This window comes from Tardiphaga sp. (genome assembly GCF_025356345.1).
Taxonomy (GTDB): Bacteria; Pseudomonadota; Alphaproteobacteria; order Rhizobiales; family Xanthobacteraceae; genus Tardiphaga.
In genome coordinates, this window is sequence record NZ_JANXTC010000168.1 from 1 (window position 1) to 17817 (window position 17817).

Genomic DNA, 17817 nt, shown 5'->3' on the forward strand with positions numbered 1-17817 from the left:
CCATAATTCGTCGATCGCCCGATCGAACAGCACGTTGTAATAGGCCATGTTCAGATGGCCATTGTAGTCGATCCAGTCCGGCTCGATGCGCATCACCGATGACTGAAATAGCTTTGACTGTCCCTGCGGATGGTCGTTTTGCGTGTTCGTGATCGCCATTCCATTCCCGCTCTACCGTTGCAACGTCCTTGACCCGTTATACATCCTTTGCCACGGTCCCGCGTGCCGGAGGAATTTCACGTGGCTGCACCTGTCCAAAACCTGAAACGACCAGAGCCTGGCGCGCTGGCCACTACTCTTGAATCGCTGGCGGCCCGGTTCGGCAACCGCCTCATCACGTCACAGGCCGTGCGCGAGCAACACGGCCATACCACCACCTGGCTGGCAAACCAGCCGCCGGATGCGGTGGTGATGGCGCAGGACACGGCCGACATTCAGGATGTGGTCCGGATTTGTGCTGCCAACCACGTGCCGGTGATCGCGTTCGGCACCGGCACCTCGCTGGAAGGGCAGGTCAACGCCCCGGCCGGCGGCATCTGCATCGACCTGCGCGACATGAACCGGATTCTCGAAGTCCATGCCGAGGACCTCGATTGCGTGATCCAGCCCGGCGTCACCCGCAAGGCGTTGAACGAGAATTTGCGCGACCAGGGCCTGTTTTTCCCGATCGATCCCGGCGCCGATGCGTCGCTGGGCGGCATGGCTTCGACCCGCGCCTCCGGCACCAATGCGGTGCGTTACGGTACCATGCGCGACAATGTACTGGCGCTGAAAGTGGTGCGCGCCGACGGCGAGATCATCAAGACGGGCACCCGGGCGAAAAAATCATCGGCGGGCTATGACCTGACCCATCTGTTCGTCGGCGCCGAAGGCACACTCGGCATTATCAGCGAATTGACCATCAAGCTGCGCGGCATTCCCGAGACCATTGCCGCGGCGGCATGCTCGTTCGCGACCGTTGCCGGCGCCTGCCAGGCCACGATTCTGGCGATCCAGACCGGCATTCCCGTGGCGCGCATCGAATTGCTGAACGAAGCCCAGGTCCGTGCCTGCAACGCCTATTCGAAATTGACGCTGCCGGAGACGCCGCTGCTGCTGCTGGAATTCCATGGCAGCGAGGCGGACGTCGCCGAGCAATCGAAGAATTTTCGCGAGATCGCTGAAGACTGCGGCAGCGGCGCGTTCACCTGGACGACGCGTCCGGAAGATCGCACCAAGCTCTGGCAGGCGCGCCACGACGCCTATTGGGCCGTGAAAAGCCTGCGGCCCGGCTCCGACGTCGCGGCCACCGATGTCTGTGTGCCGATCTCGCGGCTGGCCGAATGCGTGAGCGAGACCGAGGAGGATCTGGCGCGGATGAACCTGCTGGCGCCGATCGTCGGCCATGTCGGCGACGGCAATTTTCATTGCTCGATGGTCTGCGACCCCAATGACGCCGGCGAAGTCGCCCGTGCCGAGGACTTCATGTATCGCCTGGTCAAGCGCGCCCAGGCGATGGGCGGTACCTGTACCGGTGAACATGGTATCGGCCAGGGCAAGCAGAAATACCTGCAGGCCGAACTCGGAATCGAGGCGCTGGAATCGATGCGCGCGATCAAGCAGGCCCTTGATCCGCATAATATTTTCAATCCTGGAAAAATCCTGCCACAATTTTGACGCGAGGCGGCGCCGGATCCTTCATCCGGCGCGCTTTGTGAGCGCGCACGCCCGGCGTGATCGGCGCCATGTGGCCCGCAATCGTAGTTGAGTGAGCGCTATATGCCGGTATGGGTGGCATCCCCGGATGCGACCGTCGCCCAGAAATTAGTGCGACGTGTTGTTTTGGCATCATCCCCGTGCGACCGCGAAAAATGCTTGCCTGACAGGCGTTTGTCGAAACACGCGCGTGGCTTTTTCGCACATGCTCCACGCGGTCTTAAAATTCCATTTTTCGATCACATCGTCGCCCGAGTTCAACATGGTATCGCCTGACTTGGCCACCAGTGAAGCTCTTGCAACATCAGTTGTATGAGTTTGTAATTTCAGGGGTGACAATGAAGTTTTTGTATCGTGGAGCGATTGTTAGTTGCGGACTACTTTTGGCTGCGACAGTTTCTCATGCGGCGGACATGCGACTTGCGCCGGTCGCGCCAGTCGCGGCTGCCTATGGTTCGCCGGCCTATGACTGGTCTGGTTTTTACGCCGGTGTTTTCGCCGGCGGTTCGCATGGCGTATGGTCTTCTGACTTGTATCGCAACAACAATCACGGTCATTCCGAGCAGGGCGCCGATGGCGCCGCCTTCGGCGTTTTCGGTGGCTACAACTATCAGTTCGCCAACCGCTTCGTGATCGGCGCCGAAGCCGATTTCGGTAAATCGAGCGCGCAGGTCTCCAACGAGATCTACGACAATGACTCGTCGCTGGCCAAGTATGGTGCTTTCGGTTCGGTGCGTGGCCGCGTCGGCTACGCCTTCGATCGCGCGCTGCTGTTCGCCACCGCCGGCGTCGGCTTCGCCAATATCAGCAATGATATCCAGAAGGGCCGCAATGCGGGCGAGCAAGTGGTCTGGGACGACCAGGTGCGCGCCGGTCTGGCGGTCGGCGGCGGCATCGAATACGCCTTCACCGATCACCTGTTCGGTCGTGGTGAATACACCTACACCGACTACGGCAATGTGACGCTGTATAACCGCGACGGCAACCGTGCCGATTTCAAGAACGAAATGCACACCGTGCGCGCCGGTCTCGGCTACAAGTTCTGATCAATCGATGCGACGGATGATCCGGCAGGGCAGGCCTGCCGGATCATGAATGACATCGGCGGCAGCCGGCGCGCCGGCTTGCGCTGTCACTTTGCCACACTTCCCCCTATATTAGCGGTCGATCCGGTGACGATTCAGTGCGACCATCCGCGGGCGCGACGCGCCATGCTGGCGTGCCGCGCATCGGGATGCGCCTTGAATGTCAGGGCGCGCAGTATCTCGCCGGGGATGCGCAAGGGGAGATTCCGTGCAGACGACGCTGCTCGGCTTGGCGATAGCCTTTATCATGACGCTGGTGGCCGCTCTGATCGGCCCGTTCTTCATCGACTGGAATCAGTTCCGCCAGCAATTTGAAGCGGAGGCCACGCGCGTGGTCGGCTCGCCGGTGCGCGTTGCCGGCTCGCTGGACGCGCGCCTGCTGCCGGCGCCGTCGCTGCGCCTGCGCTCCATCGTGGTTGGCGGGGCGAGGGATCTCGGCAAGATCCGGGCGGAAAAGCTCGATGTCGAATTTAGCCTGAGCGCCCTGATGCGCGGCGAATGGCGCGCCACCGAACTGACCATCAACGGCGCCGCGGTCGATCTCGGCCTCGATGCGCAGGGCCAGATCAATCTGCCCAGTTCGACCGGGCCGTTCAATCTCGGCGCCCTTGCGATCGACCGGCTCAATATCACCGGCCGCGTGGCGCTGCATGACGCCGTAAGCCGCAGCATGGTGGAACTGACCGATGTCGCGTTCAGCGGCGATGTGCGGTCGCTCGCCGCGGGCGCGATGCGCGGGGATGGCAACGCCACGCTGTCGGGCGTGCGCTATCCGTTCCGCCTGTCATCGGGCCAGACCAGCGATGGCAGCGGCACACGGGTTCGGCTTACTGTCGATCCCGCCGAGCGGCCGCTGTCGATCGATCTCGATGGCGTTGTCAGTTTTGAAGGCCGCGTCCCGCATTTCGAGGGCGCGCTGGTGCTGGGAAGCCCGCTCGGACTCAAGATCAAGAGCGCCGAAGACAAGCTTCCGGCGCCCTGGCGCGTTGCGGCGAAGCTGAAGGCCGATCCGGCGAGCGCGCTGCTGGAAGGTGTCGAGGCGAGCTATGGCAGTGAGGACGTCGCCCTTAAACTCGCCGGCGTCGCCGATCTGCGCTTTGGCGCGTCGCCGCTGTTGCACGCCGTGCTGTCGATCAAGCAGTTCGATGCCGATCGGCTGCTGGCCAAGGACAACGCAACCAGCGAGCCGATCAAATTGCTGCCGGCGCTGCGCAGGCTAACCGCCGGGATTCCGTTGGCGCCGCTGGCTACCCAGATCGAGATCAGCGCCGAACAGATCATGCTGGGGGGAAGGCCGCTGCAGAACATCGGCGCGGACCTGCGCGGCACCGCGGCCGCGTGGACGGTCGATGAACTGGAAATGCGCGCGCCCGGCAACACCCGGGTGGTGTTGAGCGGCGAGGTCGCGGCGCCGGGGCCGGCGGGCAGCTTCAAGGGCACAATGAGCGTCGACTCGACCGACCCGGATACGCTATCGGCCTGGTTGCAGGGGCGCAGCGAAGTCACCTATCGCAACCAGAAGCCGTTACGGCTGCGAGGCAACGTCACGGCGTCGTCCGGGCGGTTCGCCGTCGAGGCGCTGAAGGCGGAAATTGACGGCGGCACAGTGGAGGGCCGTGTGGCGTTCTCGGCGCCATCGGCCGATGGCGGATCGCGATTCGACGCGGATCTGAAAGCCGACCGGCTTGACCTCGATCCGGCGGGCGCACTGATCCGGTCGCTCGGCGGACCGAAGGCCGAATGGCCGGAGGCCGGGCGATTGTCGTTGGACATCGGCCGTGCGACGTCCGCGGGGCAGGAGATGCGTCCCTTTGTGGCGCAGCTCGGCTATGGTCCCAAGACGATATCGCTCGACCGTCTTCGGGTGGGTGAGGCCTCCGGCCTGATGCTGGATGGTAGCGGATCCTTTGATCGAACCGATTCCACCGGGAGGCTGGCAATTACCGCGGCCTCCGCATCGCTCGGCCAGATCACCAGCATGGTCGCGCCGCTGGCGCCGGCCTTCGCCGCGAGGCTGAGGGCGCTGCCCCAAGCGGGCGGGGCCGTCCGCGTCAAACTGGCGCTCGATCTCGGCAAGGACCAGCAGCGCGAAGACCGCGGCAGCGCGCGGGTGACGCTGGAGGTTGAAACGCCGCAGCTCAAAGGGGCTGCCAGCCTCACCGTGAAGCCGGCAGTCACGGCAGTTCGCAGTATTGATTTCAACGCGCTGGCGCGCAGCGAATGGTCCGTCGAGTCCAGCCTGGCCGGGCCGGGTCGTTCCCTGCTTGCGCTGCTCGGGATTGATTCCATGATTGCCGCCGGCGACGCGCCGATCAGCTTCCAGGGGGCGGCATCCGGGATCTGGCGCGCGCCGCTGCAGGTCAAAGCCCGGCTTTCCGGGACCGAGCTCGATGCCGATGCCGAGGGTACGGCGGAGCCGTGGGGCGAGCCGAAGGCCGCGATCGCGCTCACCCTGCGTCGTGGCAATCTGGCTCCGCTCCTCAACCTCAAACCAACGGACGGGCTCGCGCAAAATCTCAGCCTGTCGTCGCGCGTCACCCTGGTCGATAACAAGCTGACTTTCGGGGACATTGACAGCATGGTGGCCGGCTCGCGGCTTCGCGGCCGTGTCGCGCTGACGCTGGGTGCCGATAAATCGATCGATGCGCAGCTTGGCATGGATACGATCGAGCTCGGCCCGGCTTTCGCGCTGGCGATCGGCGTGCGGGGCCACGATGCCACCGAGCCGCTTGGCCGCGGCCTGCTGCAGGGCTGGCGCGGGCAACTGGCGTTTCAGGCGCTGCGCGGCGTGTTGCCGGGCGGCGGCGAGGTTCGGCCCGTCAGCGCCGTGCTCAAGAGCGATGGCCAATCGCTGAGTATCGAAGCCCTCAGGGGAACTGTCGGCGGCGGAGACATCACCGCGGACCTGGACCTCAAACCGGCGCTGTCCGGTTTTGCGCTGAATGCCCATGTGCAGCTATCGAACGTCGACAGCGCGGCGTTGCGCTACCGCTCGCTGACGGTGCCTGCCGGCCGTGCCTCGCTGCGCATGACACTTTCCAGCCAGGGGCGCAGCGCATCGGCGCTGGAGGGTGCCTTGTCGGGCAATGGATTGCTGACGGTCGACGACGCGCGCATTGCGGGACTCGACCCCAGGGCCTTCGAGGTCGCCATGCGCGCCAGTGACAGCGGCCAGGCGACCAACGATACGCGGCTGCGACAAATCGTCGAGCCGGCTTTGTTGGCGGGCACGCTGGCGGTGGCATCCGCGCAGATTCCCTTCATCGTCAAGGATGGTCGCTTGCGCGTCGGCGCGACCACGCTGGAGGCCGAGGGCGCGCGCGCCATCATCTCCGGCGGCTATGACATTGCCGCCGATCAGGCGGATATTCGTGCCAGCCTGACGGCGACGGGATCGTCGAGCATTCGTCCGGAGATTCAGGTGTTCGTCGTGGGATCGCCGGACCGCCTCGATCGAACCATCGATGTCGCGGCGCTATCTTCCTGGCTGGCGATTCGCGCCATCGATCGCGAGACGCGCCGGCTCGATTCGATGGAGCGCGGCGGGCCTGCAGCGGCGCAGGTTTCGCCGCTGCCTGTTCCGCCCTCCGAAGCCGCGCCGGATCCCTCCGCTGCGTTGCAGACGGCGCCGCCATTGACGTTGGAGATACCTGTTCCACGACGGGCACCGGCCAAGCCAAGCGCGCCGCGACCTGTAGCCGCGCCCGTGATCGGGTCACCACTGGTCAATCAGCAACTCGCGCCGCTGCCGGCGCCGATCGAGATCCGGCCAGCGCCCGGGGCCGCGCGCGCCTCGAAGCCCCGGCCCACGCCGCCGCTGGTACTGACACCTTCAACCGGGGCGACTTCACGTCCCACATTTTAAATCGGGGCATCGTCACACCGGATGAAGGAATTTTATTCCGTCATACGGGATTAACGGCGCCTAGAGTGTAGCGCTGTGTTCCTGTACGCGCGGATGTGGCACCGCGCGCGTTCGGAAGTAATCAAGCACGAAGAGCCGAATCGCCGAGGACAGGTTGCCCTGCTGGCGATTGGTGTCGATCTCACCGACCAGTTCCGAAAGCGTCATGTCTCGAAGATTCGATATTTCTTTCATGCCGTTCCAGAAAGCCTCTTCGAGGCTGACGCTGGTCTTGTGACCGGCAACGACGATAGATCGTTTAACTACGGGCGATTTCATGATGCGTCCTCGCCATCGATGTGATGCTGATCCAGCATATTGTTCGCACGGATTGTGCGTTGTTGTTCCAGAGATCGTTCGGATTTGGTTCGCCCAAACCGCGCGCGGTTCAGATCAGCTTGCTTGGCCGACTGTTCTCGTTCACCGCGCTTCTTAAATCGGTTCAGGTTGATCAGGTCGCCCATGATCGCTCCCGTCATTCAAAAAATTGATGGAGCGTGAAACTCTGCTTTCGCCGAGTAGTAATTAGTCGAGTAATAATTATACGGGTCGGAGGCGTGTTTTGTTTCGAGGTCCATCCTAAAATAACTCCGTTGTCTATCAAACACCTTAAAAATATAATCCAGCAAAAATCGCTACGCTGTCACCTTCTGCTCTATCGCGGTAAAAATCTATCACGGTGAGAAGTTGTGACGATAGGCAATCGTTCTCAGCATTAAGAACGTATGAGATATAACTATTTCCTCGAGAAGTCACTCTCAATCAGGCGTGACTCCACCGCGCAGCTCAGCTGGGCTGTATCATTTTGACCGGCTGAACGAGTCGATCAAATTCAGTCGATGTAACAAATCCCAATCGCAGCGCTTCTTCCTTCAGTGTTGTGCCATTGGCGTGGGCGACTTTTGCCACCTTTGCCGCGTTGTCGTAACCGATCTTCGGCGCAAGCGCGGTGACCAACATCAGTGATCGTTCCATCAATTCATGAATGCGTTTTTCATCGGCGCGGATTCCATTGACGCAGTTTTCGGTGAATGAGCGCGCGACGTCCGCGATCAATTGAATGGACTGCATCATGCAATGCGCCAGTACGGGTTTGTACACATTCAATTCGAAATGGCCTTGGCTTCCAGCCATGGTAATCGTCGTGTGGTGTCCAAATACCTGGCAGCATACCATTGTTATTGCTTCACATTGCGTTGGATTTACCTTTCCTGGCATGATGGAGGAGCCCGGTTCGTTCTCCGGAAGGATGAGTTCGCCTAGCCCTGAACGAGGCCCGGAACCGAGCAGACGGATGTCGTTTGCGATCTTGAAAAGGCCGGTCGCGACCGAGTTGATGGCACCATGAACGAATACGTAAGCGTCGTTGGATGCCAGCGCCTCAAACTTGTTCGGCGCCGTGTAGAACGGCAGCCCGGTGATTGTTTTGACATGCGCTGCGAACAGTTTTGCGAACCGTGGTTTTGAATTCAGTCCGGTTCCGACGGCGGTGCCGCCTTGTGCGATCGGGTAGAGGTCTTTCACGGCGGTGCGCAATCGTGCAATGCCGCTCTCGACCTGCGCGGCGTAGCCGGAAAACTCCTGGCCCAACGTCAGCGGCGTCGCATCCTGCGTATGCGTGCGTCCGATCTTCACGATTTTGGCAAATGCCTTTTCTTTTTTCCGCAGTGCGATGTGAAGTTCGCTCAAAGCGGGGATCATGTCGTGAAGTATACTTTGGGTTGCGGCAATGTGCATCGCGGTCGGAAATGAGTCGTTCGACGATTGACTCATATTGACGTGATCGTTGGGATGAACCGGCTTCTTGCTACCGCGTTCGCCGCCGAGCAATTCACTGGCGCGGTTGGCGATGACTTCGTTGAGGTTCATGTTGGTCTGGGTTCCCGATCCGGTCTGCCAGACGACCAGCGGGAAGTGGTCGTCGAATTCGCCGTCGATGACCTCGCGGGCGGCCTTGACGATCGCGCGGGCGAGCTTTGGTTCGAGCAGGCCGAGTTCGAGGTTGGTTTCCGCCGCGGCAAGTTTGACGATCCCCAGCGCGCGGATGATCGGCATCGGCATGCGGTCATGGCCGATGCGGAAATTCTGCCGCGACCGTTCCGTCTGCGCCCCCCAGTAGCGATCGGCCGCGACCTCGATCGGACCGAAGCTATCGGTCTCCGTGCGGGTCGCCGCCGAGATCGGGGCTAGGCTCTTGTTGAGGGATTTTTTGGGGAGCTTGCCGGGTAACCGGGTCATGGCAGCGGTCCTTGAGCGGCCGCGATCCATGCCGGGAGCGGCGCGGGAGAATGACGCCGCGCGAGCGCGGCTCAGACACCCTATACCGTGGTCTCGATTATTTCTTCCGGAAGCGGTCCAAACGCACCACTTCGGCGCCTTCGCCCGGTTTCACCGGTTCCTCTTCCGACGGTTCCGCGGGCACGGCCGCGGGGGCAGCCAGCGCGGAAGCGGCTGCGACGGCCGAGGTCTCGGCGGCGGTGGCAGTTTCGGCCGCTGCGTCGGTAGGCTCGAACTGCAGCCCGAACTGCACCGACGGATCGAAGAAGCTCTTGATCGAATTGAACGGCACTACCAGCCGCTCCGGAATGCCATTGAACGAGAGGCCGACCTCGAAACGATCCTCGGTCACTACGAGGTCCCAGAACTGATGCTGCAGGATCACGGTCATTTCTTCCGGATACTGCGCCAGCAGGCGGGGCGACAATTTGACGCCTTCGGCAGTGGAGACGAAGGTAATGAAGAAATGGTGTTCGCCGGGCAGCCCGTGCTCCGCGGCGTCGATCAGCACGCGACGCAGCACACCACGCAAGGCGTCGCGCGCCAGGATGTCATATCGGATGTGATCGGTTGCCATTGGTCAGTCCCGTCGCGTTTCGAAAAGGCCACTTGCGGATGGTGGCGACGCCGAGGCCGACTCGCGCCATCCATCCATTCTACCCCGGCTGACGCCGGAGGTCAGCAGTCCAAGCGACCGCTGCGTTTATATAGGGGGGAAATTGGGGCGGATAAAGCCGCCAAACGCTTTTCCCCGGGATTCCCGCCATCCGGCGTCCCGAAGGTCGTTGACGATCGGTGGCCGGCTCCGCCGTTCATCGAGGTTTGCGGATCGTGTCAGCTCACGGGCCGTGAATCAGGGCCGTCGCGTTGGCCCTAATTCAGGTGCCGTTGTTGAATTTGCAGCGGATCGGACGTCTGTCGACCGGTTCAACCCGCCAAGGTTGTCGTTACCGGCCGCGGTCTTGGTTTCGCTGGTATTCTGTATTGAAAATGGCTAGGCAGGCGTAGCTTGAACGCTGCGAAGCCGCCGTTCAATACTGGGCTGAAAGCTCTTTATAGGGGGAAGTACCGATGAGTGATGCGCCGAGCCATGTGCCGGAACAATCCATTTTGCCAGACTGGATAAGGGGTCCGCAGGACTTCTTCGGGGGGCTTGCTCTGGTCGCGATCGCGTTGTTTGCGCTTTGGGCGTCCAGCGACCTTCAGGGCATGCGCGGCTTCTCGTTCGGGGCCGGCACCGCACCGCGGATGTTCGGCGTGCTGTTGCTGGCGCTCGGCGCCGGCATCACCCTGGTGGGGATCCTGACGGAGGGCCCCGCGCTGGCGGTCTATGCCTGGCGCGGACCGTTGTTTGTCGCGCTGTCGGTGCTGACCTTCGCCGTCAGCATCCGTCCGATGGGTATGGTCTTCTCGGCGATGGCCAGCTTCATGATCGCAGCGCTGGGCACGCATGAGACCCAGTGGAAGGAGACTTTCATCGTCGGTGTCTGTCTGACGACGGGCTGCGCCCTGCTATTTCCCTACGCGCTGGGTCTGCCGCTGCAGATGCTGCCTGCGTTTCTGAACCGCTGAGGGCATCATGGGCGATCTCTTTTCCAATCTCAGCCTCGGCTTCGGCGTCGTTTTCCAGTTCGTGCAGTGGACCCCGGCGTTTCTGCATGGCATCTCGATTCCCATTCCGATCAACATCCTGCTCTGCCTGATCGGTGCACTGGTCGGAACGCTGGTCGGCGTGCTGCCGGGCATCGGCACCATCGCCACCGTGGCCATGCTGCTGCCAATCACTTTCGGTCTGCCGCCGGTCGGCGCGCTGATCATGCTCGCCGGCATCTATTACGGCGCGCAATATGGCGGCTCCACCACCTCGATCCTGGTCAACATTCCGGGCGAGGCGAGTTCGGTGGTCACCGCGCTCGACGGCTTCCAGATGGCCAAGCAGGGCCGTGCCGGCCCGGCGCTGGCCATCGCCGCCATCGGCTCGTTCTTCGCGGGCTGCGTCGCAACGGTGCTGATCGCGCTGCTTGGCGCGCCGCTGACCAAGCTCGCGCTGGCGTTCGGCCCCGCCGAATATTTCTCGCTGATGGTACTCGGCCTGATCTTCGCGGTGGTGCTGGCCAAGGGCTCGGTGCTGAAGGCGATCGCGATGATCGTGTTTGGCCTGTTGCTGTCGATGGTCGGCTCCGACATTGAAACCGGCGCGTCGCGGATGTCGTTCAACATTCCCGAACTGGCCGACGGCCTTGGCTTTGCCACCGTGGCGATGGGCCTGTTCGGGTTCGCCGAGATCATCCGCAACCTGGATGCCGGCGGCGAGAGCGACCGCGACCTGGTCCAGGACAAGGTTACGGGCCTGATGCCCACCCGCAAGGACATGATCGATTCCGCGCCCGCCATTCTTCGTGGCACGGTGCTGGGCTCGATCCTCGGCATCCTGCCGGGCGGCGGCGCGGTGATCGCGTCGTTCGCGGCCTATACGCTGGAGAAGAAGCTCGCCAAGGATCCGTCGCGGTTCGGCCGCGGCGCGATCGAGGGTGTCGCGGCGCCGGAAAGCGCCAATAATGCCGCGGCGCAGACGTCGTTCATCCCGCTGCTGACGCTGGGCATCCCGCCCAACGCGGTGATGGCGCTGATGGTCGGCGCGATGACCATCCACGGCATCGTGCCGGGTCCGCAGGTGATGCAGAAGCAGCCGGAACTTGTCTGGGGCATGATCGCCTCGATGTGGGTCGGCAATCTGATGCTGCTGATCATCAATCTGCCGCTGGTCGGAATCTGGGTCCGGCTGCTGCGGGTACCGTACCGGCTGATGTTCCCGTCGATCGTGGTGTTCTGCTGCATCGGCATCTATTCGGTGAATAACGCGCCGATGGATGTGGTGCTGGCCGGCATCTTCGGTCTGCTCGGCTACTGGCTGATCAAGCATGATTTCGAGCCGGCGCCGTTGCTGCTCGGCATGGTGCTGGGTCCGCTGATGGAAGAGAACCTGCGCCGGGCGCTGCTGATCTCGCGTGGCGATGGCACGGTGTTCTTCACCCGTCCGTTGTCGGCCAGCCTGATGGCGCTGTCGGCCTTCCTGCTGGTACTGGCGCTGCTGCCGTCGCTGCGGAAGAAGCGCGACGAGGTGTTCGTCGAATCCGAAAGCTGACCTGCGACGAAGCACCGCGGCCCGAAGTCGAATGGACTTCGGGCCGCGTGCTGTATTGAGTTTCTCCGAATGCAGCGCGCTGGCGGTGCGATAAAAATTTCGGGGAGATACATGATGAAGCGCCTTCAATGCACGCTCGCGGCCACTGGGTTTGCCCTGGCCGGTATTGCCGTCGTCAGTTTTGGCCCGACCGCGGTTTCCGCCCAGGCTCAGGACTATCCGACCCGCTCGATCACCATGATCGTGCCGTTCGCGGCCGGTGGCCCAACCGACATCATTGCCCGTATCGTCACCGCCGACATGGCCAAGACGCTGGGCCAGACCATTATCATCGAGAACGTGGTCGGTGCCGGCGGAACTACCGCGACGACCCGCGCCGCGCGCGCCGCTCCGGACGGCTATACGCTGATCACCGGCCATATGGGCACCCATGCGGCGGCGGTGCCGCTATATCCGAAGCTCGCTTATCATCCCGAAAAGGATTTCGAACCGGTCGCATTGCTGGCCGGCACGCCGATCCTGATCCTGGCCAAGAAGGACTTTCCGGCCAAGGATCTCAAGGAATTCGTTACTTACGTGAAGGCCAATACCGAGAAGCTGAACATGGCTCATGCGGGTATCGGCTCGGTGTCCTATTCGTCCTGCGAGTTGCTCAGCTCGGTGCTCGAGATCAAGCCGACCGGGGTGCCGTTCAACGGCACGGGACCGGCGATGAACGCGCTGGTCGGCGGCCAGGTCGATTACATGTGCGACCAGATCGTCAATGCCGTGCCGCAGATCAATGGCGGCACCATCAAGGCCTATGCGGTGGCCACGCCGGAGCGCAACCCTTCGCTGCCGGACCTGCCGACCACGACGGAAGCCGGTCTGCCGAAGTACCAGGTCTCCGCCTGGAACGCGATCTTCGCGCCGAAGGGCACGCCGCCGGCCATCGTCGCCAAGCTGAACGCCGCGGCCGTCAAGGCGCTGGATGACGAGAACGTCCGTAAGCGCCTGCTCGATCTCGGCTCCGACATCCCCAAGGCGGAAGGCCGGACCCAGGCGGCGCTGGCCGAACTGGTAAAGACCGAGGTGGCCAAGTGGTCGGCGGTGCTGAAGCCGGCGATGTAATTCGCCGCGTTTGAGGTGATTTCAGGGGCCGGTTCCGCGGGGATCCGGCCCTTGTCGTTGGCGGGGCAGGGGCCACTTTTCCGGGTATAATCCTTCGACGACGCCGGATTCCGGCTGTCCGGCGGCCCGTAGGGCGCTAGGTTCGCCGGCTCACGAGGCTTCGAAACCGACCATGAATCAGTATCACGACCTGCTCGAACGAATCCTCGCCGACGGCGCCGAAAAGCACGACCGCACCGGGACGGGCACGCTGTCGGTGTTCGGCCACCAGACCCGCTTCAACCTGGCGGCCGGGTTCCCGATGCTGACCACCAAGAAGCTGCCGCTGAAGGCGATCATCCACGAATTGCTGTGGTTTCTGGCCGGCGACACCAACATCAAATATCTCAAGGACAATGGCGTCTCGATCTGGGACGAATGGGCCGACGCCAATGGCGATCTCGGGCCGGTCTATGGCTCGCAGTGGCGATCCTGGCCGGCGGCCGACGGCCGGGCGATCGACCAGATCGCGGGTGTCGTCGAGATGATCAAGCGCAATCCGGATTCGCGCCGGCTGATCGTGACGGCTTGGAATCCTGCCGACGTCGACAAAATGGCGCTGCCGCCGTGCCATTGCCTGTTCCAGTTCTATGTCGCGAATGGCAAGCTGTCCTGCCAGCTGTACCAGCGCTCCGCCGACGTGTTTCTCGGCGTGCCGTTCAACATTGCCTCCTATGCGCTGCTGACGATGATGGTGGCGCAGGTCACCGGCCTGAAGGCGGGCGACTTCATCCATACGCTGGGCGACGCGCATCTGTACTCCAACCATCTCGACCAGGCCCGGCTGCAGCTGACGCGCGCCACGCGCCCGCTGCCGGTGATGACGATCAATCCGGAGGTGAAGGACATCTTTGCGTTTCGCTATGAGGATTTTGCGCTCGAAGGTTACGACCCGCATCCGCATATCAAGGCGGAAGTGGCGGTGTAGGCCATGGCGCAGGATCGGGCCACGTTCCAGCAATTGGCTGAAGAACGCCTTGCTGAGGCGACACTGTTGCTCGCGCAAGGTTATCCGTCGGGCGCCTATTATCTGGCTGGGTATGCGGTTGAATGCGCCCTCAAGGCAAGCATCGCCACCCGCTTTAAGGCTGACGAAATACCTGATAAATCACTGGTCAATAGCGTCTACACGCACAAGCTGATCGAGTTGCTCCGTCTTTCGGGATTAGAGCATGAAATAAAAGCGGACAAGACGCTGTCCGGCTCCTGGACGGTTGCTTCGGAATGGTCGGAGCAGGCTCGTTACAGGGCTTGGACAACAGATGAGGCATCGGCAATGCTGAACGCAATCAGTGGCAATGAAGGATTGCTAAAATGGCTATTGAATCGCTTGTAGACTCGAAGTTCAACGCCTCAACCAAACTCGTTGACAAATTGATCGCGCAGGGTGCCCCGCTGCTGGCTTCATACTGGCAGTTTCGCGAAGAGGATGGTCAGTGGACGTTGATCTTGGTGCCCCCTTCGGCGGATCAGAAAAGCGTCTTGCTAATGAAGGCGCTCGATCTGCTTGCACAGAATCCCTATCGCTCGGTATTCGCGCTCTCCGATACCCGGGTAGATAGCCATCAGATCGAACGTGCCAAAGTCCTCGGTGCCTACATTCGGATAGACCCCTATATCGGAGTGCGCATCGATATGACCTTTACGGGCGGCCAATTCTTCGAGAGCGTGATCCCGGTATATTTCAAGCCCGAACTGATGACGCACCTCTCGGTCGCATCGTGATCTCTGTCATCCTCATCGTGGCCGTCGCCGAGAATGGCGTGATCGGGCAGGGCAATGCGATCCCGTGGCGGCTGAAGTCCGACATGCAGCGCCTGAAGGCGATGACCATGGGCAAGCCGATCGTGATGGGCCGCAAGACGTTCGAATCGTTTCCGCGACGGCCGCTGCCCGGCCGCACCAATATCGTCATCACCCGCAACGCCGCTTACCAGGCAGCGGGCGCGGTGGTGACGACCTCGTTCGACGCCGCCCGCGACGCCGCGCTCGGCGACGCGCTGCGGCGTTCTGCCACCGAGATCGCGGTGCTCGGCGGCGCGGAGATCTACGCGCAGTGGATGGGGCTCGCCGACCGGCTGGAAATCACCGAGGTCCATGCCCGGCCGGATGGCGATACGTATCTGCCGGCGATCGATCCCGCGGTATGGGAAGAAGCGGCGCGGGAGCGCCAGTCCGCCTCGGCCGCTGACAGCGCCGACTTCTCCTATGTGACATATCGCCGACGCCGCTTGTATTAACGTCGTTTGCGACTGTTAACATTGACAATTGTGGCTTTAAGCATAGCTCCAGCTCTCCGGGCCCTGCGTTGTAAGAGACGGGTCCGTCCCCTATAAACCGTCCAGATGCGGCGTGACCGGTATGCCCGGCCCGCGCGGAGGAGATTGTGAATGCCGTGGAAGAATCAAGGCGGAGGTCCGTGGAACGCGGGACCCAAGGGACCATGGGGTTCTGGCCCGCAATCGTCCGGACCGAGGCCGCCTGATCTCGAGGATCTGCTGCGCCGCGGTCAGGACCGCCTGCAGTCGCTGCTGCCCGGTGGCTTCGTCAGCGGCATGGGCATCGCCCTGGTGCTGGTCGCCGCGCTGGTGATCTGGGGCCTGTCCGGCTTCTTCAAGGTACAGTCCGAAGAGCTCGGCGTCGTGCTGCGCTTCGGCAAGCATGTTCGCACCGTGCAGCCCGGCCTGAACTACCATCTGCCCTATCCGATCGAGACGGTGTTGTTGCCGAAGGCGCTGCGCGTCTCGACGCTCAGCATTGGCATGACGCTCGGCGACGATCCCTCGCGCCGCGGCCGCACCATGCGTGATGTGCCCGAGGAAAGCCTGATGCTGACCGGCGACGAGAACATCGTCGACGTTGACTTCACGGTGCTGTGGCGGATCAAGCCGGACGGTGTCGGCAACTTCCTGTTCAACATCCAGAACCCCGAAGGTACCGTGAAAGCGGTCGCCGAGAGCGCGATGCGCGAAGTGGTGGGCCGGGCCAACATCCAGCCGGTTCTGACCGGCGCCCGTACCACGACCGAAGCCAATGTGCAGGAACTGATGCAGAAGACGCTCGACGGCTACGGTGCCGGCGTTCTGGTGCAGCAGGTGCAGATGCAGAAAGTCGATCCGCCGGCCCAGGTGATCGACGCGTTTCGTGACGTGCAGGCCGCCCGTGCCGACCTCGAGCGCCTGCAGAACGAAGCCCAGACCTATGCCAACCGCGTCGTTCCCGATGCGCGCGGACGTGCTTCGCAGATTTTGCAGGTCGCGGAAGGCTACAAGGAGCAGGCGATCGCCGAGGCCAAGGGCCAGAGCTCGCGCTTCCTGAACGTCTACGACGAGTACAAGAAGGCGCCCGACGTGACCCGTCAGCGTATCTATCTTGAAACCATGGAGCGGATCCTCGGCAATGCCGAGAAGCTGGTCTATGATGGCGGCGCCGCCTCCCAAGGTGTCGTACCCTATCTTCCCCTCAACGAACTGACGCCGCGTCGTCAGCCCCCGGCGACATCAGGTCAGCCTCAGCCTAGCGGGAGCACCCGATGAAGACCGGTATCTCGGGCATCGTCGCCCTGATCGTCCTGCTGGCCGTCATTATTGTCGGCTACAGCACGATCTTCACTGTTCGGCAGACCGAACAGGTCCTCGTGGTCCGGCTCGGCGAGCCGGTCCGCGTGGTCACCGAACCCGGTCTGAACTTCAAGATGCCGTTCATCGACAGCGTGATCTCGATCGACAAGCGCATCCTCGATCTTGAAAATCCGGCGCAGGAAGTCATCGCGTCGGATCAGAAGCGGCTGGTGGTCGATGCTTTCGCCCGCTACCGCATCAAGAACGCGCTGCGCTTCTATCAGAGCATCGGGTCGATCCAGGGAGCCAACATCCAGCTGACCACGCTGCTCAACGCATCGTTGCGCCGCGTGCTGGGCGAGGTGACCTTCATCCAGGTGGTGCGCGACGAGCGCGAAGCCCTGATGAACAAGATCCGCGATCAGCTCGACAAGGAAGCCGACGGCTACGGCATCTCGGTGGTGGACGTTCGCATCCGCCGCGCCGATCTGCCGGAGGCGAACAGCCAGGCGGTGTATCAGCGGATGCAGACGGAACGTCAGCGCGAAGCCGCTGAATTCCGTGCGCAGGGCGGCCAGAAGGCGCAGGAGATCCGCTCCAAGGCGGATCGCGAAGCCACGGTGATCATCGCCGAGGCCAACTCCACCTCCGAAACCGTTCGCGGTACCGGCGATGGCGAGCGCAACCGGCTGTTCGCGGAAGCCTACGGCAAGGACGCCGATTTCTTCGCCTTCTACCGCTCCATGACGGCGTATGAAAACAGCTTGAAGGGCAACGACACTCGGTTCCTGCTGCGGCCGGATTCGGAGTTCTTCCGCTTCTTCGCCAATCCGACCGGCAAGGCGGCCGAGGCGAAGCCGTAAACCACAAGCCATGATCGATCGGCCGGCTCGAACTGCAGTTTTGCGTTCGCTGTCGCTCTGATCTAAAGGAGAGGCGCGCCCTGAAAGGCGCGCCTCTTTTTTTGAAAAAAATGCGCTTAGGGTGCAAACGGTTCGGGAG

The 17817-nt window shown here is 62.4% G+C and carries 17 protein-coding genes; 12 read left to right on the forward strand and 5 right to left on the reverse strand.

The genetic code is table 11. The features are described 5' to 3' along the window. A partial coding sequence (locus tag Q0S16_RS09890) for a thioesterase family protein (RefSeq protein ID WP_366517819.1) occupies positions 1-159 on the reverse strand: 159 nt, incomplete at its 3' end. An 81-nt stretch (positions 160-240) separates the two neighbouring features. On the opposite strand from Q0S16_RS09890, the gene Q0S16_RS09895 reads away from it, so the two are divergent. The 3 genes from Q0S16_RS09895 (at position 241) to Q0S16_RS09905 (ending at position 6645) form a co-directional block, all read left to right on the forward strand. Next, complete coding sequence (locus Q0S16_RS09895) at positions 241-1656, forward strand: FAD-linked oxidase C-terminal domain-containing protein (RefSeq protein WP_295847643.1); 1416 nt, start codon at positions 241-243, stop codon at positions 1654-1656. Positions 1657-2108: 452 nt separating this feature from the next. Further along, positions 2109-2741 carry an outer membrane beta-barrel protein gene (locus Q0S16_RS09900; protein ID WP_295847645.1) on the forward strand — a complete coding sequence of 211 codons (633 nt, stop codon included), beginning with the start codon at positions 2109-2111 and terminating at the stop codon, positions 2739-2741. Between the two features lie 247 nt (positions 2742-2988). After that, on the forward strand, positions 2989-6645 hold the full coding sequence (locus Q0S16_RS09905; RefSeq protein WP_295847646.1) for an AsmA-like C-terminal region-containing protein: 3657 nt from the start codon (positions 2989-2991) through the stop codon (positions 6643-6645). A gap of 60 nt (positions 6646-6705) precedes the next feature. On the opposite strand, the gene Q0S16_RS09910 is transcribed toward Q0S16_RS09905, so the two are convergent. The 4 genes from Q0S16_RS09910 to Q0S16_RS09925 all read right to left on the reverse strand — a co-directional run bounded on the left by Q0S16_RS09910 (position 6706) and on the right by Q0S16_RS09925 (position 9538). Then, positions 6706-6963, reverse strand: coding sequence for a ribbon-helix-helix domain-containing protein (locus Q0S16_RS09910; RefSeq protein WP_295847647.1), 258 nt, complete (start codon positions 6961-6963; stop codon positions 6706-6708). Continuing rightward, complete coding sequence (locus Q0S16_RS09915; RefSeq protein ID WP_295847649.1) at positions 6960-7148, reverse strand: DUF4169 family protein; 189 nt, start codon at positions 7146-7148, stop codon at positions 6960-6962. The genes Q0S16_RS09910 and Q0S16_RS09915 overlap by 4 nt, the downstream gene beginning before the upstream one ends. A 322-nt stretch (positions 7149-7470) precedes the next feature. Then, positions 7471-8922: a class II fumarate hydratase gene (gene fumC / locus Q0S16_RS09920; protein ID WP_295847651.1), complete on the reverse strand. Its 1452-nt coding sequence runs from the start codon at positions 8920-8922 to the stop codon at positions 7471-7473. Between the two features lie 97 nt (positions 8923-9019). Beyond that, complete coding sequence (locus tag Q0S16_RS09925) at positions 9020-9538, reverse strand: ClpXP protease specificity-enhancing factor SspB (RefSeq protein ID WP_295847654.1); 519 nt, start codon at positions 9536-9538, stop codon at positions 9020-9022. Between the two features lie 494 nt (positions 9539-10032). Between Q0S16_RS09925 and Q0S16_RS09930 the strand changes: the two genes are divergently transcribed. The 9 genes from Q0S16_RS09930 (at position 10033) to Q0S16_RS09970 (ending at position 17678) form a co-directional block, all read left to right on the forward strand. After that, positions 10033-10533, forward strand: a complete 501-nt coding sequence (locus Q0S16_RS09930) for a tripartite tricarboxylate transporter TctB family protein (protein WP_295847656.1) — start codon at positions 10033-10035, stop codon at positions 10531-10533. A gap of 7 nt (positions 10534-10540) precedes the next feature. Beyond that, on the forward strand, positions 10541-12106 hold the full coding sequence (locus Q0S16_RS09935; RefSeq protein WP_295847659.1) for a tripartite tricarboxylate transporter permease: 1566 nt from the start codon (positions 10541-10543) through the stop codon (positions 12104-12106). Positions 12107-12220: 114 nt separating this feature from the next. Continuing rightward, positions 12221-13216, forward strand: coding sequence for a tripartite tricarboxylate transporter substrate-binding protein (locus tag Q0S16_RS09940; protein ID WP_295847660.1), 996 nt, complete (start codon positions 12221-12223; stop codon positions 13214-13216). A 172-nt stretch (positions 13217-13388) separates the two neighbouring features. After that, complete coding sequence (locus Q0S16_RS09945; RefSeq protein WP_295847663.1) at positions 13389-14183, forward strand: thymidylate synthase; 795 nt, start codon at positions 13389-13391, stop codon at positions 14181-14183. Between the two features lie 3 nt (positions 14184-14186). After that, on the forward strand, positions 14187-14591 hold the full coding sequence (locus Q0S16_RS09950) for a HEPN domain-containing protein (RefSeq protein ID WP_295847664.1): 405 nt from the start codon (positions 14187-14189) through the stop codon (positions 14589-14591). Beyond that, a complete protein-coding gene (locus tag Q0S16_RS09955) occupies positions 14570-14980 on the forward strand; it encodes a hypothetical protein (RefSeq protein ID WP_295847665.1) in 411 nt (136 codons plus the stop codon). The genes Q0S16_RS09950 and Q0S16_RS09955 overlap by 22 nt, the downstream gene beginning before the upstream one ends. Next, positions 14977-15495, forward strand: coding sequence for a dihydrofolate reductase (locus Q0S16_RS09960; RefSeq protein ID WP_295847667.1), 519 nt, complete (start codon positions 14977-14979; stop codon positions 15493-15495). The genes Q0S16_RS09955 and Q0S16_RS09960 overlap by 4 nt, the downstream gene beginning before the upstream one ends. Positions 15496-15645: 150 nt before the next feature. After that, positions 15646-16791 carry an FtsH protease activity modulator HflK gene (gene hflK / locus Q0S16_RS09965; RefSeq protein WP_295847670.1) on the forward strand — a complete coding sequence of 382 codons (1146 nt, stop codon included), beginning with the start codon at positions 15646-15648 and terminating at the stop codon, positions 16789-16791. Further along, the gene (locus Q0S16_RS09970; protein WP_295847672.1) at positions 16788-17678 is read left to right on the forward strand and encodes a protease modulator HflC; all 891 of its coding nucleotides are present in this window, start codon (positions 16788-16790) and stop codon (positions 17676-17678) included. Before hflK ends, Q0S16_RS09970 begins: the two co-directional genes overlap by 4 nt. Positions 17679-17817 lie beyond the last annotated feature (139 nt).

Coding starts and splice junctions, on each gene's coding strand:
- Q0S16_RS09910 (WP_295847647.1), bottom strand. CDS start 6,963: ATGAAATCGCCCGTAGTTAAACGATCTATCGTCGTTGCCGGTCACAAG.
- Q0S16_RS09950 (WP_295847664.1), top strand. CDS start 14,187: ATGGCGCAGGATCGGGCCACGTTCCAGCAATTGGCTGAAGAACGCCTT.
- Q0S16_RS09935 (WP_295847659.1), top strand. CDS start 10,541: ATGGGCGATCTCTTTTCCAATCTCAGCCTCGGCTTCGGCGTCGTTTTC.
- Q0S16_RS09900 (WP_295847645.1), top strand. CDS start 2,109: ATGCGACTTGCGCCGGTCGCGCCAGTCGCGGCTGCCTATGGTTCGCCG.
- Q0S16_RS09945 (WP_295847663.1), top strand. CDS start 13,389: ATGAATCAGTATCACGACCTGCTCGAACGAATCCTCGCCGACGGCGCC.
- Q0S16_RS09930 (WP_295847656.1), top strand. CDS start 10,033: ATGAGTGATGCGCCGAGCCATGTGCCGGAACAATCCATTTTGCCAGAC.
- Q0S16_RS09955 (WP_295847665.1), top strand. CDS start 14,570: ATGGCTATTGAATCGCTTGTAGACTCGAAGTTCAACGCCTCAACCAAA.
- fumC (WP_295847651.1), bottom strand. CDS start 8,922: ATGACCCGGTTACCCGGCAAGCTCCCCAAAAAATCCCTCAACAAGAGC.
- hflK (WP_295847670.1), top strand. CDS start 15,646: ATGCCGTGGAAGAATCAAGGCGGAGGTCCGTGGAACGCGGGACCCAAG.
- Q0S16_RS09940 (WP_295847660.1), top strand. CDS start 12,221: ATGAAGCGCCTTCAATGCACGCTCGCGGCCACTGGGTTTGCCCTGGCC.
- Q0S16_RS09925 (WP_295847654.1), bottom strand. CDS start 9,538: ATGGCAACCGATCACATCCGATATGACATCCTGGCGCGCGACGCCTTG.
- Q0S16_RS09970 (WP_295847672.1), top strand. CDS start 16,788: ATGAAGACCGGTATCTCGGGCATCGTCGCCCTGATCGTCCTGCTGGCC.
- Q0S16_RS09915 (WP_295847649.1), bottom strand. CDS start 7,148: ATGGGCGACCTGATCAACCTGAACCGATTTAAGAAGCGCGGTGAACGA.